16 protein-coding genes are annotated in these 25629 nt (G+C 51.7%); 15 read left to right on the top strand and 1 reads right to left on the bottom strand.

All coding sequences use genetic code 11. The features are described from left to right. Positions 1 to 4 precede the first annotated feature (4 nt). From ACSSVF_RS00430 to ACSSVF_RS00385, 10 genes are read left to right on the top strand one after another with little or no spacing between them, the layout of a single operon-like run. Positions 5 to 1180: a type II secretion system F family protein gene (locus ACSSVF_RS00430; protein ID WP_492404619.1), complete on the top strand. Its 1176-nt coding sequence runs from the start codon at positions 5 to 7 to the stop codon at positions 1178 to 1180. Beyond that, positions 1177 to 2874 (top strand): GspE/PulE family protein, encoded by a 1698-nt coding sequence (locus ACSSVF_RS00425; RefSeq protein WP_492404617.1) that lies wholly within the window; start codon positions 1177 to 1179, stop codon positions 2872 to 2874. The genes ACSSVF_RS00430 and ACSSVF_RS00425 overlap by 4 nt, the downstream gene beginning before the upstream one ends. After that, a complete protein-coding gene (locus ACSSVF_RS00420) occupies positions 2855 to 3706 on the top strand; it encodes a VOC family protein (RefSeq protein ID WP_492404615.1) in 852 nt (283 codons plus the stop codon). Before ACSSVF_RS00425 ends, ACSSVF_RS00420 begins: the two co-directional genes overlap by 20 nt. Beyond that, positions 3696 to 4313 (top strand): PilN domain-containing protein, encoded by a 618-nt coding sequence (locus ACSSVF_RS00415; RefSeq protein ID WP_492404613.1) that lies wholly within the window; start codon positions 3696 to 3698, stop codon positions 4311 to 4313. The genes ACSSVF_RS00420 and ACSSVF_RS00415 overlap by 11 nt, the downstream gene beginning before the upstream one ends. Then, positions 4310 to 4942: a hypothetical protein gene (locus ACSSVF_RS00410; RefSeq protein WP_492404612.1), complete on the top strand. Its 633-nt coding sequence runs from the start codon at positions 4310 to 4312 to the stop codon at positions 4940 to 4942. Before ACSSVF_RS00415 ends, ACSSVF_RS00410 begins: the two co-directional genes overlap by 4 nt. After that, a complete protein-coding gene (locus ACSSVF_RS00405; protein WP_492404610.1) occupies positions 4932 to 5585 on the top strand; it encodes a hypothetical protein in 654 nt (217 codons plus the stop codon). Before ACSSVF_RS00410 ends, ACSSVF_RS00405 begins: the two co-directional genes overlap by 11 nt. Positions 5586 to 5603: 18 nt before the next feature. Further along, on the top strand, positions 5604 to 7637 hold the full coding sequence (locus tag ACSSVF_RS00400) for a secretin GspD/PilQ domain-containing protein (protein ID WP_492404609.1): 2034 nt from the start codon (positions 5604 to 5606) through the stop codon (positions 7635 to 7637). Continuing rightward, positions 7637 to 8167 carry a type II secretion system protein gene (locus ACSSVF_RS00395; RefSeq protein ID WP_492404607.1) on the top strand — a complete coding sequence of 177 codons (531 nt, stop codon included), beginning with the start codon at positions 7637 to 7639 and terminating at the stop codon, positions 8165 to 8167. The genes ACSSVF_RS00400 and ACSSVF_RS00395 overlap by 1 nt, the downstream gene beginning before the upstream one ends. Next, positions 8154 to 8552, top strand: a complete 399-nt coding sequence (locus ACSSVF_RS00390) for a type II secretion system protein (protein ID WP_492404606.1) — start codon at positions 8154 to 8156, stop codon at positions 8550 to 8552. Before ACSSVF_RS00395 ends, ACSSVF_RS00390 begins: the two co-directional genes overlap by 14 nt. Before the next feature lie 3 nt (positions 8553 to 8555). Beyond that, positions 8556 to 9077 carry a type II secretion system protein gene (locus tag ACSSVF_RS00385; protein ID WP_492404605.1) on the top strand — a complete coding sequence of 174 codons (522 nt, stop codon included), beginning with the start codon at positions 8556 to 8558 and terminating at the stop codon, positions 9075 to 9077. A 12-nt stretch (positions 9078 to 9089) separates the two neighbouring features. On the opposite strand, the gene ACSSVF_RS00380 is transcribed toward ACSSVF_RS00385, so the two are convergent. Beyond that, positions 9090 to 9782 carry a lytic transglycosylase domain-containing protein gene (locus tag ACSSVF_RS00380; RefSeq protein ID WP_492404603.1) on the bottom strand — a complete coding sequence of 231 codons (693 nt, stop codon included), beginning with the start codon at positions 9780 to 9782 and terminating at the stop codon, positions 9090 to 9092. 246 nt (positions 9783 to 10028) lie between these two features. On the opposite strand from ACSSVF_RS00380, the gene epsA reads away from it, so the two are divergent. The 5 genes from epsA (at position 10029) to ACSSVF_RS00355 (ending at position 25578) form a co-directional block, all read left to right on the top strand. Further along, positions 10029 to 10859 carry an XrtB/PEP-CTERM-associated transcriptional regulator EpsA gene (gene epsA / locus ACSSVF_RS00375; protein ID WP_492404601.1) on the top strand — a complete coding sequence of 277 codons (831 nt, stop codon included), beginning with the start codon at positions 10029 to 10031 and terminating at the stop codon, positions 10857 to 10859. A 300-nt stretch (positions 10860 to 11159) separates the two neighbouring features. Further along, the gene (locus ACSSVF_RS00370) at positions 11160 to 11975 is read left to right on the top strand and encodes a PEP-CTERM sorting domain-containing protein (protein ID WP_492404599.1); all 816 of its coding nucleotides are present in this window, start codon (positions 11160 to 11162) and stop codon (positions 11973 to 11975) included. An 86-nt stretch (positions 11976 to 12061) separates the two neighbouring features. Further along, positions 12062 to 13480 carry a hypothetical protein gene (locus ACSSVF_RS00365; RefSeq protein WP_492404597.1) on the top strand — a complete coding sequence of 473 codons (1419 nt, stop codon included), beginning with the start codon at positions 12062 to 12064 and terminating at the stop codon, positions 13478 to 13480. Positions 13481 to 13746: 266 nt separating this feature from the next. Beyond that, positions 13747 to 15384 (top strand): ShlB/FhaC/HecB family hemolysin secretion/activation protein, encoded by a 1638-nt coding sequence (locus ACSSVF_RS00360; RefSeq protein WP_492404595.1) that lies wholly within the window; start codon positions 13747 to 13749, stop codon positions 15382 to 15384. Positions 15385 to 15423: 39 nt separating this feature from the next. Next, on the top strand, positions 15424 to 25578 hold the full coding sequence (locus tag ACSSVF_RS00355) for a filamentous hemagglutinin family protein (protein WP_492404593.1): 10155 nt from the start codon (positions 15424 to 15426) through the stop codon (positions 25576 to 25578). The last annotated feature ends 51 nt before the right edge of the window (positions 25579 to 25629 follow it).

The raw sequence follows: 25629 nt of genomic DNA, 5'->3' as shown, positions 1-25629 counted from the left end.
TGACATGCGCTACCAGGCAAAAGTATTAAATGGCTCACTGCTGACGATGGTCGAGTTGCAGGCCGACGACGAGCAAGATGCCTACGCGCAGCTAAAGTCTAAAGGCTTGCTGCCGGTGTCGTTGCAAGTGGATAAGTCCGGCAAGGCACGTTTAAAAAAAGAAGCCTTCCCGCTCGCCTTGTTCAGCCAGGAGTTATTGGCTTTATTACAATCAGGCCTCAATCTGGTTGAAGCCATTGAAGCACTCTCATTACGCCAAGACCATACCCGCAGCGTCTTGCAAGGCATCCTGCAATCCCTGCAGCAAGGCAAGTCATTCTCTGCCGCGCTAGAGCGCCAGCCTGAAGTATTTCCCCCGCTGTATTTTGCCACCGTCAAAGCGGCTGAGCGTACCGGGGACCTTGGCAATGCCTTGTCGCGCTACATCGCTTATGACAATCAGGTCTCACTGTTAAAGAAAAAAATCATCAGTGCTTCGATCTACCCCTTGCTGCTGATTATCGTAGGTGGCCTGGTGATCGCGTTCCTGATGGGCTTCGTGGTTCCCAAGTTTAGCAGCGTGTATGAAGGCACCGGGGCAGATCTGCCGTGGATGTCGCAACTGATGTTGCAGTGGGGCACGCTGATTTCACAACATGGCGAAACCATGCTGGCTATCCTCGCTGGCATGATCATCGGCCTGGTAGTGCTTTTCAAAACACCTGCCATGCGGCAGGCCATGGTCAGGGCGATCTGGCGGATTCCGGCCGTGGGTGCAAAGTTGCAACTCTACCAGTTGGCACGTTTTTACCGCACCTTGGGTATGTTGCTGGCAGGTGGTACGCCCATCATGACTGCGATTGATTCGCTGGGTGGCTTGCTGGACACCAGCATGGCGCTCAGCCTGCAACAGGCACAAACCATGATCAGCCAGGGGCAACCGTTATCACATGCATTCAAAACTGCGGGGATGACGACCCCGATTGGTGAGCGCATGCTGCTGGTCGGCGAGCGTGGCGGCAATGTCGCACAAATGATGGATAGCATCGCCGGTTTTTATGACGAAGAACTGGCGCGCTGGATAGACTGGTTCACCAAGTTATTCGAGCCCTTGCTGATGCTGTTTATCGGCCTGGTGATTGGTATCGTCGTGCTCCTGTTGTATATGCCTATCTTTGAACTGGCAGGGCAGATCCAATGAATCAGGTTTTACTTAACCATTCGCCATCCGCATTCGAGGCAGAGATGCTTGCGCAGGCGCAGGTACTCGCTCAGCAACAGCAGCGCCGCGTCATCGAAGTGCTGGAAGAATTACTTTCATTAGATAGCGAGGCGCTGGTCAATCAACTGGGGCAGTTGCTGCATTACCCGGTAGCCAGCATGCGTGAAATGCGCGAGTGGCAGGTCGCATTCGATGTCATTAGTTACAACCAGGCGCAACAAAAAGAATGCCTGGCTTTTTATGATGAAAACCAGGCATTGATACTGGTGTTTGCTGACCCGTTTGACCGCCAGTTACCTTTATGGGCGCAACATGCGGTACCGCAGTCGTACACGTGGCGGTTGGCACACCGGCTGGATATCAGTGCATACCTGGCCGGTGAAGAAGAGACCATGCGCGCCATGGATGGCATGGGCTTGCATGAAGATCAGGCGCAAGAGGGTGAAGAGGAAGTTGTGATGCAACTTTCGCTTAAATCCATCCATGAAGATGCCAACCCCATCATCAAACTGATCAACTCCACTTTATATGACGCGCTGAAAACCGGCGCCAGCGATATCCACCTGGAGTCGCATCCCGGCGGCCTGGCCGTGAAATATCGTATTGACGGTGTGATGGCGAGTATTGCCAATAGCCCGGGGCTGGATAGTGCAGAACAGGCGATTTCGCGTATCAAGGTCATGGCGCAACTGGATATTGCCGAGCGGCGGATCCCGCAGGATGGCCGTTTTAAAGTGCACGCCATGAACCGTCTGATCGACTTCCGGGTTTCCATCATGCCGAGTGCGTTTGGCGAAGATGCCGTATTGAGGGTGTTGGACCGCAAAGCGCTGACCGAGCAGGCGCAGGGCCTGAGCCTGAAAGCTCTGGGTTTTGATGACGATGTGATCGCCAGGTTCAGGAAACTCGCCAGCGAGCCTTATGGAATGGTGCTGGTGACTGGCCCCACCGGTAGCGGTAAAACCACTTCTTTGTATGCAGCAATCTCTGAAGTGAATACCGGTTTTGACAAAATCGTCACCATTGAAGACCCGGTGGAATACCAATTGCCGGGTGTGCTGCAAATCCCGGTGAATGAAAAGAAAGGCCTGACGTTTGCGCGTGGGTTGCGTTCCATATTGCGTCACGATCCTGACAAAATCATGGTCGGTGAAATCCGTGATGCGGAAACCGCACAGATCGCGGTACAGGCGGCACTCACCGGCCACCTGGTGTTCTCCACCGTGCACGCCAACAGCGTACTGGATGTGATAGGCCGCTTTATGCATATGGGTGTCGATCCCTATCACTTTGTATCTGCCGTCAATGGCATTATTGCGCAGCGACTAGTCCGTAGCTTGTGCACCCAATGCGCCGAACCATTTGTGCCGGATGCAGAACTACTGCAAGCCTCAGGCCTGACGCCGGAACAGGCCGTCGGTATGACGTTTAAACATGCCAAAGGCTGCGGGCATTGCCGCGGCACCGGCTATAAAGGACGTAAAGCAGTGGCAGAGGTTTTGGTGCTCAATGACGAGTTACGCGAAATGATCATTGCGCGTGAGCCTATCCGCCAGCTCAAAGAAGCCGCAGCCAAAAATGGCATGCGCACCATACGTGAAGCGGCAGTCAGTGCTGCTGGCGCCGGCATGACCAGCTTGCAGGAGATCAACCGTGTCACGTTTATTGCCTGATATGCTCAGACAGATACGGTGGTGCGGCCTGACGCGCGTATTGGTGACAGCTGACAGCGTACTGGCTGAGCATTGGTCGGCTGGCGTCCAGCACCGCAAAGTGGTCGCCCAGGCCAGCCTGGAAAGCACGCAGCCTGTTGCTTTGCAGGCCGCCATGACGGCCGTGATGGCGCAACTTCCCGCCACGGACTGGCAGCGTATCGAAATCTACCTGGCAGACCAGCATGTGCACCTGATGTTATTACCTGCGATTCAGCAATCCGGCCAGGCGAACGCACTATCAGGCACTGAGCTGCAAACGTATGCACGCGCCATGCTACTCAACACCTATGGTGAGGCAGCTGTGCAATGGCCGTTCCGCATGCAGGATGTGCTGCAAGGCCATGCTTGTTTACTCGCCACCACACCCGTCTTGCAAAGTATGGCAGCCAGCAACCTGCTTGCACCACGTAAGTCCCTGCAGTTATCAGTGCAGCCCTATGCTTGCGCGCTTTGGGCGCAAACCCGCCTGCCAGCAGATGGCACGGTAGTGACTGCCGAGCCGCATATGCTGCGATTGTTGCAGTTGCAGCAAGGGAAAATCACCCATGTCGCCAGCCTGGTCACTGACCTGGCCGAGGTGGATAGCATGGCCGCGTGGTTGTTGCGTGAGCGTACTTTACTGGGCGTGCAGGCCTCTGGCTGTTATTGGCTGAGTGAGCCCGCATGTGAGCCTGTGCTAGCGGTAGGGCGCAGGCTGTCACAACACCTGGCAGGTCGTTTGACATGCAAAAACCTGTATTCCACTGATGCGATCACTTCGCTGTGGCAAGAGGTCGCACATGTGGCCTAACCCAAACTACCATTTTGAGTTTGCCCAGGCACCGTTCGCCTGGCAGAAGATGCGCTGGCCAGGGCTATTGCTGTTGATAGTGTGCGCGCTACTGGTATTGACTGCCTGGCATGCAGATGACGATGCCAATGCGCAATTGCTGGCCATGGAGCAACGCAAAGCACAATTGGTGCAAGCGAATGACGCCGCTAGCCAGTTACAAAAAACAATAGTGGCCCAAGCCCCACCTGCAAGAAGTCCGGAAGAGGCAAAGCAGAATGCCCATGCGGCTGCACAAAAGAAAGCGGCTGTTGCCCTCACCCAGGCGCAAGAAAAAGAAGCAGAAACGATTACGCAGCAGTTGAATATCCACTGGTTTGATCTATTGCAGGCGCTGGAATCCAGGCAGATCAAAGACATTGCGTTGTTGCAGTTGTTACCTGACGCCGCACGCGGGCAATTCACCTTATCCGGTGAAGCCAAGGATTACACCACCTTGCTCAAGTACGTGGGGCATTTGCAGGAAGCAACGGAGCTCACGCAAGTGCACCTGCAAAAACACCAGGTGATTGAAACGCATCCACAACGCCCGGTCAGCTTTGAAATCCAGGGCGGGTGGCAGCCATGAGTCGTTTGCGCTTACCTCCCATGACCGGGCTGATCTGGTTTGCCAGACGCAGCGCCTGGTATCTTGGCTGGGTGCCTATGTTAGCCAGTAGCGTGCTCATCATCGTCTGGCTATATTTATTACAGCAACAACCAGAAAAAACTGCCCGGCTTGCTTCTCTGGAACAAGAAATTGCACAGCTGAAATTGCGGCCAGCCGGCCCTGTTGAAACCAGGCTGCTCACTGCAAAAGCGGTATCGACAGCAAAAACGCCTGAACAGGCCAGTGAACCCGTCACCCTGTCTGAATTGTGGCAACAATTGCCAGCCAGTAGCGAGCTATCACCACGCATGCTGCAGGTGGCGGCACTGGCGCAGAAGCATCATATTCCGCTGAATGTGGGCGACTATCAGTGGCAGGCGCACCAGGCTGCTGTTGGCCCGCAGCCGATACAGCAGTTTGATATGCGTTTCACTATCCAGTCCGATTATGTCACTTGCCGCCGCTTTATCAGCGAAGTGTTGCGTCGTTACCCGACCATGGCCCTGACCGGCCTGGAACTGCGCAAGAACGAGACTTTGCAGCCGGTGATTGATACGACGCTGACATTCTCCATGTTTATCCGCGGAGGGCGCGAGCATGCGACCTGAAGCGGCTAACGCAAAAAAATCCCGGCAGCCACTGTTGTGGGTTGCGCTGTTGCTGACGTTTGCGTTGGTGTATTGGCAGTGGTCAGCCGAGCAGGATATGGAAGAAGAGGTCGTCGTGGCAGACAGCACTTTGGCTAAATCTGTCCCTGCCAGAAACAATGTAACGCTGGCGGCTACGCCAGCAACAAACGCGGTGACTGAACCACAAGTGAATAGCGCGCATGATCAGGCTACGCAAGTTGTCGTAGCAGAAACAGCCACCCCTGTCGTGCTGCCACGAAAGTTACCTGCCAAGGTCAGTCATGCATTGTTTGCCGCGCATGAGTGGTTGCCTCCGCCACCCAAACCACAACCGCCACCGCCGCCTAAAGCACCGCCGTTACCTTACACCTACGTCGGCAGCATGCAGGATGTGCCGGATGGCAGTACGGTGATTTTAATGCAGCAGAAAAAAGTACTGATGCCGAAATTGAAGAGCCAGGTGACCGCGCAATGGCGGCTGGAACGTGAAGATGAGCAATCTGTGTATTTTACCTATCTGCCGCTCAATCAGGCGGTAGTGCTGAGCAAAGCCAAAACCGTAGCAGCAGGGCAACGTCAGTCTGCGGCCGATACTGAAGACAATATTCCTTTAGAACAATAATTCATGAGTCACTCTTACATGACACCCCACCGTTACACCTTGCTGCCAACGCGTTTGCGCACCAGTTTATTGCTGGTGTGTGCGGCGTTTGTGCTGGCTGCCTGCAGCTTGTTACAGCCTAAACTCACGGCCACCACGCCTGAGGGCAAAGTACACGAATTAGCCAAACTGGTGGCTGAAAAACCAGGTGATGTGGAATTACGCAATCGCTGGTACCGCGAGCGGGAACAGGCGATCAATGCCCTCTCTTTCGAAGCGGAAGCCGCTGATGCCAAAGGCAATGTGGCTGAAGCCAAACAGATCTACGCGCGCATCCTGACATTGGATGCACATCATCTCAAAGCGCTGGATTATGAACGGGCAGGCGAGCGTGAAATCATTTTGCGTAAACAACTGGAGGCGGCCAAACAACAGATGGACCAGCCCAAAGAAGCACTGAAACTGGTGCGCGATATCCTGCTGGAACAGCCGACCAACGAGCAGGCACTCGCGCTGGAAAGGCAGTTGATCGCACTGGAAACCCGCGCACGTGCCGCGTTGCCGCAGTTGCAAACCGGCTTAAGCAAACCGGTGACGCTGGAACTGCGTGATGCCAATATCAAAGTCGTGTTTGAAGCATTGTCACGCGCCACTGGCGTCAACTTTATCCTGGATAAGGACATCAAGCCGGAAATGAAAGCTTCAGTGTTTATTAAGAAAATGCCGATAGAAGATGCAATTGACATGGTGCTGACCAGCAACGGCTTGCAGAAAAAAGTGCTGTCGCCCAACAGCCTGCTGGTGTACCCAGCCACCCAGCAAAAGAACAAGGATTACCAGGATCTGCTGATCCGTAACTTCTACTTTGCCAACACCAGCGCCAAGCAATGCGCCGACATGTTGCGCACCATCCTTAAGATCCGCGATGTCTATGTCGATGAACGCCTGAACATGCTGGTACTGAGGGACAGACCGGAAGTGCTGGCCCTCGCTGAGAAAATGATCAAAGCGCAGGACATTGCCGACCCGGAAGTGATGCTGGAAATCGAAGTGATGGAAGTCACACGCGGCAAACTGCAAAACCTGGGCATCGTCTACCCTAGCTCACTGACTGTGCTTAACAGCCCCTTAACGTTGGAAGCGCTCAAAAGCCTGAAATCTTCCGATATCGGCGTCAGCCCTAACCCCAGCATACAGTTCAGGACTACTGATACGGATCTTAACCTGTTGTCCAACCCGCGTATCCGCGTCAAGAACAACGAAAAAGCCAAAGTGCTGGTCGGTAACAAAGTGCCGGTGATCACCACTAATACCACGGCTAACGTCGGCACGTCCGAGAGTGTGTCGTATGTCGATGTCGGGCTCAAGCTGGAAGTGGAGCCGCGCATCATGCTGGATGACTACGTCAGTATCAAAGTCAATCTGGAAGTCAGTTCATTAGGTGAGGCGATTACCCTGAGTAATAACTCCAAGGTGTATAACATAGGCACGCGGAATGCCAGCACTATCCTGAGACTTAAACATGGTGAGACACAAATCCTCGCCGGCCTGATCCAGGATTCCGAGCGCAAGAATGCAGACAAAATCCCTGGGCTGGGTGAAATCCCTATCCTGGGTAGATTGTTCTCCCGCCATAATGATGAAAAACAAAAAACCGAGATCGTGCTGGCGATCACGCCTAAAGTGATCAGCAATGTCACCTTGCCGGAAGCGACCTTCTCCGAATATTGGAGTGGCACCGATACCGTCATTTCTGATAAGCCACTGTTGAATACCACACCGATGGCCCCGGCTTCGGCGCGTGGACAGCAGCAGTATGAGCAGCAGTTGCAGCGTCAGCGTGAACTGAACGAGCCGATAGAGCCGCCTGTGGTTCAGTCTCCTGAAACGCCTATGCCGCCTGAGGCCAGCATACCGTCGCCGGATGCGCTTCCGCCGCCGCCTGAGCCGGCCACTACCTTCCCGTCTTCGAACGTCACGCCGACGGTGCCGGGCATGTCTAATAATGTGAATGGCAGCGGTGTGCAGGAACAATCACCGACCACCTTGCCATCGCCCAAGGTGATCCCGTAATGCGGTTGTTGTCTCTGTCTGCAGCAAGGCATTGCCGTAGGCAGCGCACGACCAGGTGTGGCGGATTTACCCTGATTGAATTGATGGTTTCGTTATCGATCATTGCGATCATGGCCAGCGTTGCCACGCCTATGGTGCAACTTACCTTGCAACGGCAAAAAGAACAGCAACTGCGTGAAGATCTGCGCGAGATTCGTCGCGCCATTGATGGCTACAAAAAAGCTGCAGATGACGGGCGCATCAAGAAAAATGCAGATGCCACCGGTTACCCGCCCAATTTGCAAATCCTGGCGGAGGGGGTGCAGGATATTAAAGACCCTAAACGCAAGGTATTGCGCTTCTTGCGCCGGGTGCCGCAAGACCCTATGCTCAAAATCCAGCAAACTGCCGGGGTAAGTGCTGTCAGCGGCTGGGGATTGCGCAGCTATGATAGCCCGCCGGAATCGCCGCGTGCTGGCCAGGATGTTTATGATGTGTATTCGTTAAGTGCGAAAACCGGGATCAACGGAGTGCCGTATGCGCAATGGTAAGCCTGATCGGCTCAAACGATGGGCAGGCTTCACCTTGGTGGAGTTGCTGGTGGTATTGTCGATATTGGCTTTGTTGTTATCGCTGGCGGTGCCACGCTATTTTTACGGCGTGCAGCGCGCCAAAGAGCAGGCACTGAAACAGCAACTGGCCACTACCCGCAAGGCACTGGATGAATTCTTCGCCGACCAGGGACAGTATCCCGAGACCTTACAGGAGCTAGTAGACAAGCATTACCTGGACAAGCTGCCGTGGGATGCGATTGCAGAGCGTAATGATGTCTGGACGATCGCACCGCCGGAATTGCCCCTGGTCGGTGGGGTGTATACCTTGCACAGCAGCGCCACCGGTCAGGCCGCAGATGGCACGCTGTATACGGACTGGTAGCCTGTGCAACTGATAGGCGCACAATCTGCAATGCTGCCCAGGGCAGCGCGCGGATTTTCCTACATAGGCGTGATGGTGACGCTGGTGATTGCCGCCATAGGCATGCAGGGGGCGGCTGTCATGTGGCAACAGCAGACCCAGCGCGCCAATGAAGCCTTGTTACTGGAGGTGGGCGAAGCCTATCGGCTGGCGATAGGGCGCTATTATGAAACGACCCCGCAGCCGGTAAAGCAGTTTCCGGCAACGCTAAGCGAGCTGGTAGAGGATAAGCGGTTCCCGGTGCTGAAAAGGCATCTGCGCAAAGTATATGCTGACCCGTTTTCCGCCAGGCAGGGGATGGTGACGATAGTGCGCGATGGACGCATCATCGGCGTGCATAGTCAATCTTTACAGGTGCCTATACGCAGTGCGGGTTACCAGGAGTTTCAATCCAGCTTTAAAGCGGCTAAGTACTATCGCGACTGGCAGTTTATCTATGAGCCTAATACACTGGCAGACCTGGAAGAGGCCTGGTTGAAACGCTAATGGCGGGAGGCTTTATTCCGGCGTGGCTGCTTCGTGCGGCAAGCGCATTTTGAATGCACGGTAATAGTTTAATACCCTGGGCACATACTGGCGCGTCTCGGCAAATGGCGGCATGGTGTTTTGCCGCATTTTGACGGCATTCGGCCCGGCGTTATACGCGGCAAGTGCCAGTGTCACATCTCCCTCAAACAGCTCCAGCATGTTTTTAAGATAGCGTGAACCCCATAAAATCTGCTGGCGCACAGACCATTGCCTGACCGGGATAGCAGACAGGGATTTTGCCGTCGCAGGCAACACCTGCATCAGGCCATAGGCCCCTTTTCTGGATTGTGCCTGTGGATTATAGCCAGACTCGGTTGCGATCACCGCGTGTATCAATGCCGGGTCTACTTGCATAGACTGGGCGACCGCCTGCACTTCTGCCTGGTAGGGAATATTCCCGCTTTGCCAGCGCAGTTTTTTGAATGGCGGCTGGCGAGTCCCCATATTCACTTCTGGCAGGTTGTCATCCTCGTCGATATTACTGATGACCAGTTCAGTTTCACTCGTGTCGTCGAGCAAAATATGATTTGCCAGGTGTTGCACTTCCAGGGCAGGTTCGGCATGGGCTGCCCCCGCTAGCAGCACGAGAGCCAGAAGATGTCGAAAATGCAGTGGGGTCATGCGGGCCATGGTGTTGAAAATAATGCCAAAGTTTTGTGACATGACAAAGACACTAGCCTGTACAAGGCCGCCTCTCCAACACAACTTCACCTCAATTTACTGTTTGCATCTACTGTTCGCATCAGGCCAGCTAGCGCCTGCTTTCATTCACAGTCAATGCACCAGGCAAAGTGGTTCTTTGTATTAATCCGCTGTCATGAATTCATCAACCAACTGACACACCGCAATCATTTTTCTGTCACAAATTCTGCGCAAACTATGCTGCATTTATACCAATGTGAATAACACATGAGCACAATAACAGGGACGGATCAGGCCAATGACCAGTGGGGATTGGCGCTGAATGAGGAGCAGCGCTCGCTATTTATGGAGGTGATTGAGGAATCATTGCGTTTGCAGCATAGATCCCACTTCTTTAACTGGCTGCAGCGCGGGTTTCAATGTTTGATGGCACATGAAGTAGTGATTGTCGGCGTGCGTGGCACTGAGCGCCCAACCTATGATTACGAGTATTTGACTTCCAGCCGCTATTTTGGCGATACACAGTTTGACCAGGTATTGCATGAGGCGGATGGTCTGGTCAGCCAGGCGTTTGACCAGTGGAGCAAGCTCAGTATGCCGGTGTTTTACCATACCGACATACCAAGCCAGCAAAACAGCCACTTTGCGATTGAACAAATAGAGGCCGACAGGATGAGCGCCTCTGAACTCAAACGCTTTGTCGTGCATGGTTTTGGTAACGAACATAGCCGCATCGCCACCTTGGTCATGTTTGGCCGATTAAGCTCCCCCATCAATGCGCAAACCGCGCATCTGCTGGAGTTGCTGATGCCTCACCTGCACTGTGCGATCGAAAAAGTCACCGCTAACAAATGCCCCTCCGTACTCTCTACCACTACCCGCAACAATCGTGTCAAACCCCTGAGCAAGCGCGAACTCGAAGTGCTTGAATGGTTGCAAGCCGGAAAAACCAATTGGGAAATCGGCAGCATCATGGAAATCAGTCCGCTCACCATCAAGAACCATGTGCAAAACATCCTCAGGAAAATGGATGTAGAAAATCGCAGCCAGGCTGCCAGTAAAGCGCTCAAGATGGGATTGATTACCCGCAAGCAATAACGTTCGCTATTCCCCTGCGTTGTCACCAAAACTTATTCTGACACGCGTTTCTTTTAGTCCGTTAGGACTAGTCTTAAATTCAAAACTGTCATCTTCGGTTTCTACAATAAACGGGATTTTTATGCATGTACCACATGCGAAACGATTAGCCCGAATTGGCTAGTCTTGGCGGACTAGAGTTTCAAGTCACGCTGTCATGTGAGTCACCCATAATTTTTTGGAACGAGATTAAGTGTTTTTTAAAGCAAGTTTGTAGTTTGTTCTTTTTATTATTTTTGTTAGACATTTGAGGAGAAGTTTATGAAATTTCAATTAAAAGCAATGGTAGCGGCATTGGCATTCTCTGCTGTATCTATGTCAGCACAAGCTGCGATCGATTTGGGCAGCACTGGTAATGGTAGCTTTGTTCTTTCTTTGTGGAACCAGGCTAGCGGCACTTCTGCAACATTTGATCTTGGTGTTAACTATAGTTCATTCAGCGATCTGACAAGTGGCTCAATCAATCTGGCTGCTGGTAATTATGCTTCTGCATGGAACACTTTTAACGCTGCTTCTACAACGGGTACTACATTGTGGTCGATTTTCGCAGGTGATGTTGGTTTGCTGGGCGGTGAAACGGCACGTACAGCTGGTGCTTATGGCTTTTACACCACGTCCAACAGCTTGAATTTGGATACGCTGCCTGCCACGCAATCTGTATTTAATGTTATAAAAAATATGGATACTTACATCGGGGCCAATAACAATCTTGGTAACCACAATTCTGTGGCAAATGGCGCAAGCACCGCTTCATTAAACGAAGCAGCGGGTGCAGGTAGTGTTTACGGTACTGGTGCAGCCGGTGGCGCGGGTCCAGCATCTGGTGCTGCATTTGGTAGCAGCCAGCAAATTGTGCACGTGCTCAATGGTGCCGCTACACGCACTGAGAGCTTGCCTCCAACAGCTAGCTTTGCGGCAAACGCTACAGGCGCAAATTACACATTCACATTATCTTCAGCAGGTTTGCTGTCAGTTGGCGGCAATGTGACTACGCCAGTGCCAGAAGCTGATAGCTATGCCATGTTGTTGGCAGGCTTGGGTGTGATCGGCCTGGTTGCCCGCCGTCGTAAAGCTTAATCATTCATCATCATAATAGTTAAGCCATGAATAACGGCCAGCCACAAGCTGGTCGCCAATCAAACTTTTAGCTTAAGGAAGCGAACATGTTAAAACTCAACAAAATTGCCATCATCTTGGCAGCTACTTTTTCTGCAACAACCGCTTTTGCAGCCGCAGTGACACCAACAGACATTCTGAATGCCACAACATTGAATCAAGCTTGGCTTTCAGGTGCATCAGCGCCTACACAGAACATCATGCTGGGTTTCGCTGCTGGTTGTGAAGCAAATACACTGGCTGTTTTTCACGGTGGTACTGCAGGTGCTGTTGTTCCTGGTGCTAGCAATACGGGTAATGCATTTGCATATGCTTGTAAACGTAGCGGCGTAGTTTCTGTACTGTATTACACCAATCAGGGTGGTTCATTGAACGCTTACTCTGCACACGTGCCAAATGACGTTGCAGGTACTGGTTTTGGTTTGCTGACAAACTTGAACCGCCTGGCCAACGTGGCATCTGCCAATTCCAATTGCTCAAGCGTCGGCACTATCACTGTGAGCAACCAAGGTAATACACCAGTTTACAGATGTGCAAGTGCCGTAGTTAACGGTTTTGCCGTGACTGACAACACGCCTAAAAAACCAGCCGGTGGTTTCTCTGATGTTGAAGCTGCATTGTTCGGTGTAAGTGCCACAAGCTACGGTGAAGAGAAAAATGTAGGTGTAACCCAGGTATTTGGTGTGTTGGTTTCTGAGCCGTTGTACCGCGCTTTGCAAGTTGCACAACGTATTTATACTTCTAAAGCGAATGCTGAAGCAGGCGACGCTGGTTTCTTGCCACAAAATGCGCCTTCCATCAGCAGAGAGCAATATGCGTCTTTAACTTCTGACCCATTGGTAAGCTGGGCGCCACTGGGCGTTGATGTCAATAAAGAAGTGATCATTGCACGTCGCGTGAATACATCAGGTACACAGGCTTCCTCTAATGCGTTCTTTTTAGGCAACCCTTGCGTAGGTAATCCTGCAACACTGGGCAGATTGTCTCCAATTGGCGCTGATGTTAGTGATCCAGGCTTTGTGAACGTGATTGAAGGTGGCGAAACAGGTGATGTACGTAACGCTATTTCCAATGCTTCTACTGCTGATGAATTTGCCATCGGTGTGGTTTCACTGGAGAACGCGCCTGCTGCAGGCAGACGTTATGTGAAAATTGAAGGCGTACACCCAGAAGCTGGTCCGAACAACACAGTCGACAGCTTTGCTCGTTACACTTCAGCACAAGGTCAGTATCCTTTCCAGATTGAATTGAAAGCGTTTGTGGCTAACAGTGCTAAAGGTACTTTTGGTGAAACAGTAATCAATCAAATCATCAGCGGTTTGTCTACAGTATCTTGTACATCTGTACCACGTGGCCTGATTTTGAACTCTGCTTCAAGTGCTTGCCCAACTGCTAACTCCGGCACACACATTACCAAGGCAACACGCCAAGGTAACAACTGCCGTCCATTGACTTGGAAATTCTAATTAATGATTTAAATATCGCCAAAAGCGACATAAATCTTTTACTAAGCACACCTTACCGGGTGTGCTTTTTTATTTGTGCTTCTACATATCCTTACTCACAGCCATGCGCTGGGCGCTGGTATTGAAACTGGCTGGCAATAGCCCATTCTGGCTAGCGTAAATGGTCAACGGACTAGTCCGCATTTCATCTTTGTGACACGCGGCTCTTTCAAAATGGCAAGCCGTTAGTAGAGTGTTTTTAGCCCTACCTTAATCCTTGAAAGGTGATGCAATTGTTTCTTCGTGTGCTGTGTATGTTGAGTTGTTTGTGGTCTTTAGCCTTGCACGCGGAAGAGCAAACCCAGCCATCGCCAGAAAAGCGTAATGCATGGGGGACTGCTGCGAGTGAGCAACAGGCCCCGGCAGCAGAAGACCAGGGTGAACCCTTCAACATTTATGAATACGTGGTGAATGGCAACAGTGTGTTGACAGTCACCCAGATTGAAAAAGCCGTCTACCCCTTTTTGGGTGAGAACCGCTCGATTGATGATGTGGAAAAAGCCCGCAGCGCACTCGAAAAAGCCTTTCATGACGAAGGTTACCTCACTGTATTCGTGAATATCCCAGAACAGGAAGTCAACGCAGGTGTGGTCAAGCTGGATGTACTGGAAGGCAAGATTGAAAAGCTGACGGTTGAAGGCTCCAGGTATTACTCACTAGGTAAAATCAAGCAGAGTGTGACCGAATTTGAAGAGGGCCACGTGCCTCACTTCCCCACCGTGCAAAAACAAATCGCCTCGGTCAATATCAATGGTGACCGTGTTGTGGCACCCGTGCTGCGACCAGGCAAATCCCCAGGCATGGTGGAAGTTGATTTAAAGGTAGACGACAAGTTTCCCCTGCATGCCAGCATGGAACTCAATGACAGGTACACACCCAATACGAGCAGAACCCGTCTTTCCGGCAACCTGAGATACGACAATCTCTGGCAAAGCGACCATAGTCTTGGTTTGGGCTTTCAGGTCACACCGGAAGACACCAATGAAGTTAAAGTGTTTTCTGCCACTTACGTGATCCCTTATGCCGGAGATTACTGGGCGTTATATGGCGTTGTGTCTGACAGTGATATCAGTGCCGTGGGGGATGTCAGTGTATTGGGTAACGGTAGCATTTATGGCATGCGTTATATTCACCCTATGCCCAGCCCGGTTAAGGCTTATAACCACAATCTGACACTGGGTGCTGATTATAAAGACTTCAAAGAAACAACTACGCTACTCGGGGCCGATAGCTTTAATACGCCCATCACCTACATGCCATTCCTGATTGGTTATACCGGCAATCTGGTTACCAAAAGCAGCAACACCAAGCTGGATTTGAATTTTATTTTCGGCACACGTGGTCTCGTGAACGATGAAAAAGAGTTTGCAAATAAACGATTCCTGGCCCGGCCTAATTTCTCCTACCTGCGTGGACAGCTTGAACATACCGAAACCTTGCCATCGCAGTGGCAGGTCTACGGCTCTATCGGCGGCCAGACGACAGGCGATTCACTGATCTCGAACGAGCAATATTTCCTTGGTGGCCTGGATACAGTCAGGGGCTATCTGGAAGCCAGCGCGCTGGGTGATCAGGGTGTGAATGCCACGGCTGAATTGAGAACCCCGTCGTTACACAAATATCTGGGTGACTGGTTCACCGACATGCGTTTCCTGACTTTTTATGATTATGGATTTGCCAAGATCCGTGATCCATTGCCGCGCCAGATCGAGCAGTACATCCTGTCATCGTATGGTTTGGGGCTGGATGTGAAAGGGCGTTTTGGCTCATTCCTCAGGCTGGATTTAGCCCAGGCCTTGCGTACGGTTGGCACGGTGGATGATGGTGATATCCGTTTGCACTTTAGAGTAGGTTTTGACTGGTAGTTGTTTTCAGTAAATTGAGATGGTTGTTGAGGTGAAGAAATGAATAAATTACGTTTTAAACTCGTTTTCAGCAAACGACTAGGCATGTTGGTGCCTATTGCCGAAATTTCACGCAGCCATCAAAAAACAGTCACTCCTGCTGCGGTTTCATCAGCGGTGGTTGAGCACTCTGTGTCAGAAAGACATTTCTGGAAAATATCATCAGGCAGTGCAGTGTTACTGCTGGCCGGATGTCTAGGGCTGATCGCGCCGCCTGTCTTCGCGCTGGATGTGAATACCGTGCCGACTAATCCAACAACTATTTCCGGTGGCGTTGCATATAACGCTAATGGCAATGTTCTGGGTGTGACCACTACCACCAATCAGGCGATTATCCACTGGGAAAGTTTTAGTATCGGTGCCAATGCAACGGTTAACTTCGTCATGCCGAATACTGCTGCCAGTGTGCTCAATCGCGTGATGGGGGATTCTGCCTCGTTGATTCAAGGTATGCTCAATGCCAATGGCCATGTTTATATTGTGAACCATAATGGTATTTACTTTGGTGCTGGTTCACAGGTCAACGTTGGTTCGTTAACGGCAACCACGCTGGATAACATTCGCGATAAAGCCATTGAAGATATTTATACACAGGGCATTTTATCGAACAAAACCGCCCCCGTATTTTCTTTTGCCGACGCCGTAGGCGTGATTGATGTGGCAGGTAAGGAACTCAATGAAAAAGGTGAAGTCGTCAAAGAGGCCGCTAGTATCAAGGCTGCTGATGGCGGCAGGGTGATGCTGTTGGCGCCGGATGTGAAAAACAGCGGCGTGATCAGGGCAAACGACGGTCAGGTGATCCTGGCGGCAGGTAAAACCATTTATCTGAGTACGCTGGATAAGTTTGCCGGACTCCTGGTGGAAGTGAATTCAGGCGGTACTGCCACCAACCTGGGTGAGATTTTTGTGAAAAACGGCAATGCCAGCATGATTGGCTTGGCTGTGAATCAGGGCGGCCGTATTTCTGCGACTACGACAGTGCGCTCTAATGGGTCGATTTTCCTTAAGGCCAAGGCGATCACACAGTTTGATACGCCGCTGACTGATGTTTATGGTCAAGTCAAACTGGGTGAGGGCAGCCTGACAGAAGTCACGGTTGCTGAAGGAGACAATGAGACCGTCAAAAATGCGCAGACTGTTGCCAAATCCAACATTGAAATCACTGGCCAGAATATTGCCATTGAGGGCACTGTGGTTGCCAATAGCGGCATTGTGAATGTCGCTGGCAAAACCAACTCCGGCACTACCTCAATTTATGTAGGTGATAAAGCGGTGATCGATGTCTCCGGCGTGGATGCCACCGCACCGATGTCGCGTAATCAGTTGGCGATTGATCTTTATTCTCAACAATTAAACGACTCTCCTATATTGAGGGGTGGCGCGCTGTTTGGTAAAAAGTTATACCTTGATGCGAGAAAAGGCACCGGCATTATCAGTCAGGCAGTGATTGATGATGCATTGTTGTCCCAGGATCGTACGGTTTCCGAGCGCATGACCTCAGGCGGCTCAGTTTCATTGGTCGCGGATAGCGTGGTGACCAAGCAGGGCTCAGTGATTGATCTTTCCTCAGGCACCACCACTTATGCGGCTGGCAACATCAGGGAAAGCCGGTTGTTTTATAACGGCAAATGGATCAATGCTTCAGACGCCATTGCCGGCGTGCCTTACAGCGGCATCAATGATGAATATAGCATTACCGACGAACGCTTTGGTGTGACCAGAACCTGGGCCTTGGCTTCAACGGCAACAGGACAGTTTCAGGCTGGTTATGTGGAAGGCGCAAATGCAGGCAAGTTAACTGTAGATGCGACTGCGCTGGCTTTGCAGGGTGATCTAGTCGCACACAAAACCATAGGGACTTTCCAGCGTGGTGACTATGCGCACGTGAGCACGCCACTAGGCGGTACACTGAACATCAACTACCTTGGCGCAGGCAGTTTTAATATCACGGACCAGGTGAGTCTTTTACCAACGGAATTCACCAGCGAATCTAGCCTGAGTGACCAGCAAAAGCAGCAAAGCGAATTAAGTACCGGGGTATTTTCTAAAGGGATTAATAATCTCACATTGAACGCAAACTCTGCCAAGATCAATGTCAATGGTGCAATCAATGCCAGCCCAGCTGGCAGTATCAGCCTAGACGGCGGTGCCGGAGTGAATGTGGCCAGTAACATCACGGTGGCAGGCGGCAATGTGAAGCTGGCTGCGAGCAGTACTGCCGATGTGGTGCTCGCTGAGAATGTCAAAATCAGCACCGCAGGCTTATTCACCAATGATTTGCCGGGGATTCGGGGCGCAATGCAAGGCCAGGTTGTCACGCGTGGCGGCAACGTCACCGTCACAGACGGGCTGGTAATGAAAAACGGCTCAAGCATTGATGCAAGCTCTGGTGCCTGGATCAAAAGCAATGGCCAGGTGGCCTCTGCACAAGGCGGCAATGTTGACGTCACCCTGGCACAAAACTCGATTGCCGATGGCGCCATCACTTCTTATGGCTTGGTCACTAATGGCACCCAGACCAGTGGCGGGCAACTGGCTGTGCATTTGCAAGGCGTCACGGGTACGAGTGGCGTCAAGGATATCCAGCTTGGTGGCATCAAGCCGCAAGCCGCTAATACACTGTATTTATCAGAAGGGTTTTTCAAGTCAGGCGGGTTCTCTCAGTACACCATTGATAATCAAAACAATGTGTTAGGTTCTATTTCTGTCGGTGATGCCTCTGGCAGCCAGACAGTGATCCACCCAGAACAGGCGACTCGTTTCCTGTCTAGCGCTTCGCGTGGCATAGCTGGCGGGTTGATGCCGGATAACATCACCACCCCTGTGATGAGACCCGCGGATACCAGGCAGCCTGTCTCCATCAGCCTGAATGCAGGCAATCAGTTCACGCTGCATGAAAATGCATTATTGAGTACTGATGCGCCGACTGCAGTGAATGGTCCCAAAGGCAATGTCAGCATTACTTCTTTAGGGCAGATGTCGATTTTAGGCGGGATAGATGCACCCTCTGCCAATGTGACACTGGCGATCAAAGCACTGCCGGGCAGTGCAACCATTCCTAACTCCAAATTTGATAATACTTTGAGTTTATTTGTCGGGGAGAAGGCGTTTATCAATGCACGCGGTGCCTATATCGCGCCGCCTTCAGCCGATGGCACCTTGCGCCATAACGCGGTCGCCAATGCCGGCAATATCTCTCTTTCTGCAGAAAATGGTGTGCTGATCTTAAAAGAGGGCAGCAAGCTGGATGTTTCAGCCGTTTCTGGGGCAGTTGATTTGCCAGTCAGTGGCGGTTATGCGCGTCAGCAGGTAGACGGTAATGCTGGCAGCATTAAACTTGCTGGTAGAGATGGCATGGCGCTAGATGGTGATCTGCAAGGCCAGGCTAGTGGTGCGGGTGCAGCCGGTACGCTTGAATTAAGGCTGGGGGGCATTGATGCCGTCGGCACAGAAGGCAATAGCAATGACCCATTGTTTTACGCTGGCGGAAAGCGGATATTGACTGTCACTCAACAGCATCAGGTGGTGTCAGGCAGTAATAGTGCCGGTTCACTCACCAGTAACCTGATTGACACTTCAAGCCCGCAAAAACCACTGACCAATGCAGTGGGCAAAGGACAGATCTCTGCCGAACAAATCACAAAAGGTGGTTTTGATAATGTGGCATTGCGCGTGGATTATGTGCAGGAAAATTCCGCCAGTGGCCTGGTGTTTGAGAATGGGCTGACGCTGAATGTCCCTTCAGTGCTCACATTAGATGCCTCCTCTATTTCTGGCGCTGCCACGGTGAATAGTGCCGCATTGGTGCTCACTAACAGTAATGCGACCGCATTGGCTAATCCAACGCTGGGCACGGGACAGTTGCAGTTCAATGCTGATTTTGTCGATGTGATGGGCAATGTCGCTTTCACCAACATCAATGAGTTGCAGATCAAGAGCAGGGGCGATATCAGGCTAGGCGGTATCAGGAGCCGGTCTAGCAGTACCGGGTCATTGGTCACCCCGCACAAAGTGGTTATGGATGCGGCACAAATTTACCCTGTCACGGCGCATGCTTTTGAAGTGAAGCCTACTGGCAACAACACAGTGATTGAAGTGAGGAATAGCAGCAACGCCACCAGCCAGGTGCCACTATCAGCACAAGGCAAGCTGACATTGACGGCAGATCATATTTCTCAAGACGGCACCATACGTGCACCGTTGGGGCAGATCAGCCTGAATGCAGCAGAGTCGTTGGTGCTGGGTGAGCATAGCCTGACATCCGTGTCTGCCGAGAACAGTTTGATCCCCTACCTGGTGACAACCTTAGGCGGCAGCCGATTAGTGGCTGATAAAGATAGTGTGCAAAGTGACGCCAGCCCATACGCCGGCAAGAAGATTTCGCTGAATAGTAAAAACGTCGATATGCAAGAAGGGTCGACCGTGGATATTTCCGGCGGCGGCGATATGCTGGCATATGAGTGGATTCAGGGGATTGGCGGTACGGTGGATGTCCTGAACCAAAGTGGCTACTACGCCGTCATGCCAGGCCTGGGCAATCAGTACGCCCCATACGATTTCAATATGCAAAGCAATTCAGATGTGGCGCTCGGCCAGGCTATCTACCTGGCGGGCGGCAATGGCCTGGCAGCGGGTAAATATACGCTATTGCCAGCACATTATGCTTTGTTACCAGGTGCTTACCTGGTCAAGGCGAGCGCTGCCCAGGTGCCTATCAATGCAGCGCTGGGACAGCTGGACGGCGGTACATTGATGTCTGGTTACTTCACTCGTCTGGATGACACTAGCCGCGGCCAGTTCAATAGTTTCAGTGTTTACAATGGCAATGTGTTCACCGTCAATGCAGCAACCAAAGACTATAAGGGCCCTGCAGAATATCTACTGACCTACCTGAACGACTTTTACAGCAAGCAGGCTTCTACCAATAACACGACGTTGAACTTGCCTAAAGATGCAGGCCAGCTTTCAATTCAGGCGCTGAATCAACTAGAGTTGAACGGTAAGATCACGGGTAAAGCGGTGGCGGGAGGCAGAGGTGCGCTTGTCGATATTTCTTCAAACCGGATCGAAGTGGTTTCTGCTGCGAGTCCGCCAAAAACAGGCGTGCTGACTTTAACCGCCGATCAATTAAACAACATTGATGCTGAAAGTATCTTGTTGGGCGGTAGCCGGACGGTACAAGGCAATAAACAAACGATTACCACAAATGCGTCTGAGGTGGTTTTCTCCAATGATGCGACAAACTCGGTCAGCACCTCAGAGTTGCTGGTGGCTGCAAAAGATGAGATTCGCTTACGTGAAGGCGCTTCCATTCAAGCCGATGCATCCTCAAACGGCAGTGTAGGTGTACGTGAATTGCAGACCGAAGGTGCTGGTGCATTTTTTGCAGTTTCCGCGTCCAATACCTTATCGTTTGATCGCAGCAATGCGTCCAGCCTCACTGGCGTGATGGCGATTGAAAATGGTGCCAACCTGGGGGCAACGCGCTCTGCCGTGGTCGATGCCAGCCGCAGCTTGCAGCTGGGAGGTACGCTTGCCGTCGGGCAAGGCGGCTCTCTAACTTTGGGGACAAATCGCTTCCTGCTCGGTGACGCCGCTTCAGGTATTGATGGCACCAGACTCAGCCAGCAAACCTTACTCTCGTTTGCTGATTTAAGCCGGTTGAGCCTTAACAGCTATCAGAATATCGATATTTATGGCCAGGTAAGCCTGGGCAGTGATCAACTGAACTTAACGCTGAATACCAGTGGCCTGGCCCATCATGGGGATGGCAATGTTCAAATCAATGCCAATACGCTGACTTTGAAAAATACACAGGATGGCAGTGTATTCAATGCGCCTACTGATTCAAACAACTCTACACTGGTCTTGAATACAAAGAATACCGTGCTGGGCGAGACGCAATCAGTCAAAGGTAACAAGCAACGCTTTGATATTCAGGGCTTTGACCATGTCAATGTGAATGCGCAAGAAGCCATTACGGTGTCTGGTAAAGGCCAGGTGGATGTTAAAGCCACTTCCACACAATTGAGTGCGGCAAAAATCACGGCAGATACCGGCGCTAACTATGCCCTGAATGCCACCGGTAAACTTGAAACAGTGAGTAATGGCCAGGCGTTAGCTGAAACCAAAGGGTTCGGTGGCAAGCTCGCCATGACCGCCAGTGAAACAGTCATCAACAGTACGGTGGAGTTATTAGCCGGCCAATTTAATGCGACATCCACAAATGCAGATTTGAAGCTGAATTCAAACGGCAAGATCATCACGCGTTCGGCAACCGTACAATTTGACCAGGCACATGTCAAAAATACAGATGCAGGTGACGTAACCCTGACTTCTGCGACAGGCAACGTTGAAGTGGCAGAAAATGCCTTAATTGACGTGTCTGGAGGTAGCCAGCAAGGTGACGCCGGTTCTTTAACTGTCAATGCAAAGAATGGCCAGTTTGTGGTGGCTGACGGCGCGCTCAAAGGCGGTGCATCTGCCAGTGAGCAGTCAGGTGAGTTCAAATTAGATGTGAAGTCATTAAACAACTTCAGCCAGGTCAACAATGCGCTGGAAACCGGCAAGTTCAATCAGTCACGGGATATTCGTGTCAGAACCGGTAATGTCAATATTCAGACAACGGATACCGTCACTTCAAAACAGTTTATTTTGGGTGTGGATGCTGGTGATGCCAATATCGCCGGCAAGATCAACGCGGATAGTAGTAAAGGTGGTGACGTCGCGATTTACGCGAATGGCCTGGTCAAACTGGCGAATACTGCTGTGATTACCGCACGTGGTTTGCAGGCCAATCAATCTGCGGGCGATGTACAAACGGGCTCTGGCGGCGATGTGTTGCTTTCATCGAGTAGCCTGAGTACCGTCAATGCCGTGTCTGCCGAAGCTGGCGCCACCATAGACGTGAGCGGTTACGATAAAGCGGCCAACAATAATGTCGGCCTCGATGGTGCTGATGGTAGTGTGACGTTGCGTGGACGTCGCGGCACCACAGGCAACACCAATACAGTGAACGTGGCTTTTAACACGACTGGGGCCATTAAAGGCGCAGCAGATGTGCGGGTAGAGGGTGTCAAAACCTACACCAGTGACAGCTTCAATAGCAGTATTGCTGGCTTGGTGGCTGACACCAATAATTTCTACAACGCGAACCCGGACGCGGGCAGCTATGCCAAAACGAAAGATGGGTTGGTGGCTCAAGTATTGCCACACATCGAAGTGAAAAGCACGGGCAATATGACTTCTGATGCTGATCAGAACCTGCGGGCATTTGGTCTTTTGCCGGGTAAAGGCGGCACCCTGACTTTGATTTCAGGTGGCGATCTCGCACTCAATGGCTCTATCAGCGATGGCTTCAGCACGGCAGCCACCAACGGCGTTTTGCAGCCAAACACTAAAACCTTTAATTTAAACTTCATTGCCGGGGCAGATTACACTGCGGCTAACCAGTATGCGACAAAGAGCGAGGTGGGTAACTTTAGCCTTGCGAGTGGCAAACTGATCCGTACTGGTGAAGGCGATATCACGGTAGTTGCCGGGCGTAATATTGACCTTGCGCCGAATGCGAATATTTACACGCTAGGCAAAACCGTTGCCAATGTGGATGGTTTTACATTACCTCGTGCGGTGGCTAACTCCAGTGATGGAAACTCCTATAACTTGAACGGCAGCTACGTCAACAACGGCGGTGATATCGAGTTACGCGCTGGAAAAGACATTACCGGAAGCTTGTCCGGGCAGAGTGTCAACGAATGGCTTTCACGTCAGGGAACCCTGACCAAAGTAGGGGCCAGAGGCGCGGTCAGGGATACCAGCTGGTGGATCCGGGCTGACCTGTTTAACCAGGGTGTGGCAGCATTGGCTGGCGGCGATGTCACGGTGAAAGCGGGCGGCAATATCACCGACTTTTCGGTCGCTTCAGCGACTAATGCACAGTTTGATAATGCGGGTACGCCTTCAACAGGTAATTCTGTGGTCAATGGCGGCGGCGATATCAATATCCATTCGGGTGGCGATTTAACCAACGGCATCTATTACAGTGGCCGTGGCGAGTTAAATATCCGTGTGGATGGCGATATCAAGAAAACCGGCACCACAGGCACCACTATCGCTTTGCAAGACGCTAAAGCAGATGTGCGCGCCACGGGTGCAGCGGTGATTGAAACCGTCTATAACCCAACCTTGTGGATGCAGAATACCAATGTCACCAACAGTGACAACCTGACGTTCTTTAATACCTACACGGATAACAGCAGTTTTAGCCTGTCAGCGCTTTTGGGTAACCTGACCATAGGTCAAAGTGATCCAGGCAGTTTAAATAAAGGCACTTTATTTAATGATGACAACAACTCCCTGGGAGCCGTCATTAAAAATGATATGGCCGCTATCCATCCTGGCTTGGTAGAAGCCACGGCGTTTGGTGGGGGCATCACAGTGAATAAGATCATTGTCGCACCTTCAAAAAATGGCGGCTTAAATTTGCTGGCAAACGCGGATATTGTCGGTGCAGTGTCGTCCGCCGAGCGTGATAAGCCTGTGGCCCAGATACTGATGTCCAATGCTGATACTGCTACTAACTTAAGTATTCTGAACCCGTTTGCAGGCAGGCCTACCGATAACCTGGTGTTGTTTGGTGACCTGAAGTATGGCAATAAGCCTAGCTCAGTGAATACGGGCACAACGAACACCGCAGTGATAGTCTCGAAAACAGGCAGTATTGACCTGCCTGGTGATCCGCCTGCCAGCCTGGCCTCACAAGCAGAGGGCGCTGGCTCTTTTGGCCTCAAGACCTCAATGCCCGCCTATATTTCTGCGGGTAAAAACCTGACCTTGAATGCCTCGATTCAGCATAACAATCAAAATGATTTGAGTTATCTCAAGGCGGGTAACGACATTGTGATGAAAGCCAATCAGCCACTGGCCAAAATGGAGGTCAATGGTCCGGGTGATCTGATCGTGCAGGCAGGCAGGGATATTAACCTGGGCAATTCTGCCGGTATTTTGTCCCGCGCCAACAACGTCAACCCTAACTTGGCTACCAACGGGGCCAACATTACGGTATTGGCTGGGGTGGGTGAGCTAGGTGCTGATATTGCAGGGTTTATCAGCTTGTATATAGACCCGCAAGGCCGTGGTCCGGTGAGCCTGCGAGATTCAGCGGCGCTGGGTGAGTATCGCGCCAAGGTCAATGCGAGTGTGCATGCCTATATGCAAAAAATGACCGGTAAAACCCTTACCGTTGATCAGGCGATGCAGCTTTACCTGGCACTGGACGTGAACAAGCAGTCGCCGCTGGTGTATGACGTATTCAGCAAAGAAATGATATTTGCGATCAAGGATTATGTTCAGACCGCCAATACTGAAAGAGGCGATGCAGTGATCAGTGGCTTATTCCCCTCACAACGTACCTACAATGGCAATATTTCAATGTATCAAAGCCAGATAGTGACTGCACGTGATGGCAATATTAATCTGTTGCTGCCGGGCGGATTGCTGAATGCCGGTGTGGCAGCCGACCCGGCTAACTTGCCGCATGGTATCGGGATTATCACTGAGCGTGGCGGTTACATTAATGTCTATGCCGAAAAAGGCTTTGAGGTGAACCAGTCCAAAGTGAAAACGCTGTTTGGTGGTGACTTGATCGCCTGGGTGAATAACGGTGATATTGATGCCGGGCGTGGCTCCAAGACGGCGGTTTCCATTCCTGAACGTAACCCGATTATCGATAACCAGGGCAATGTCACTGTGGAAGTAAAAGGGGTCGCCTCAGGCAGCGGCTTGGCGACAGAAACCTATGATCCCGATGGACCAAACGGAAACATGGTGGCGCCTAAGTCTGGCACTGTTTATCTGGCTGCACCGCGAGGGGCACTGGATGCAGGCGAGGCGGGTGTTTCTTCTGGAGGTGATTTGTTTGTCGGCGCGCAAGTGATTAATAATGCGACCAACATCACCGCGGCAGGTACTTCTGCCGGTGTCCCGGTCGCGGATACTGGTAGCCTGGCCGGTTCACTGGCGGGTGTCACCAGTACGGCGGCGGGTGTCAGCAATGCCATGACTGAGAATCTGGCAAACCAGATGGGTAACCAGAATGTGGCGCCTAAAGAGTTGCCACCTATCGTGACAGTGAAGACGATTCGTTTAGAGGATTAATGCGCTAACCGGATTGAAAAAACGCCCACCAATGGTGGGCGTTTTTTTGTG

Source organism: Methylophilus sp. E2MeOHC9, assembly GCF_058744375.1.
The sequence above is the reverse complement of the archived record's forward strand: the minus strand, read 5'-3'. Positions and strand labels throughout refer to the sequence as shown.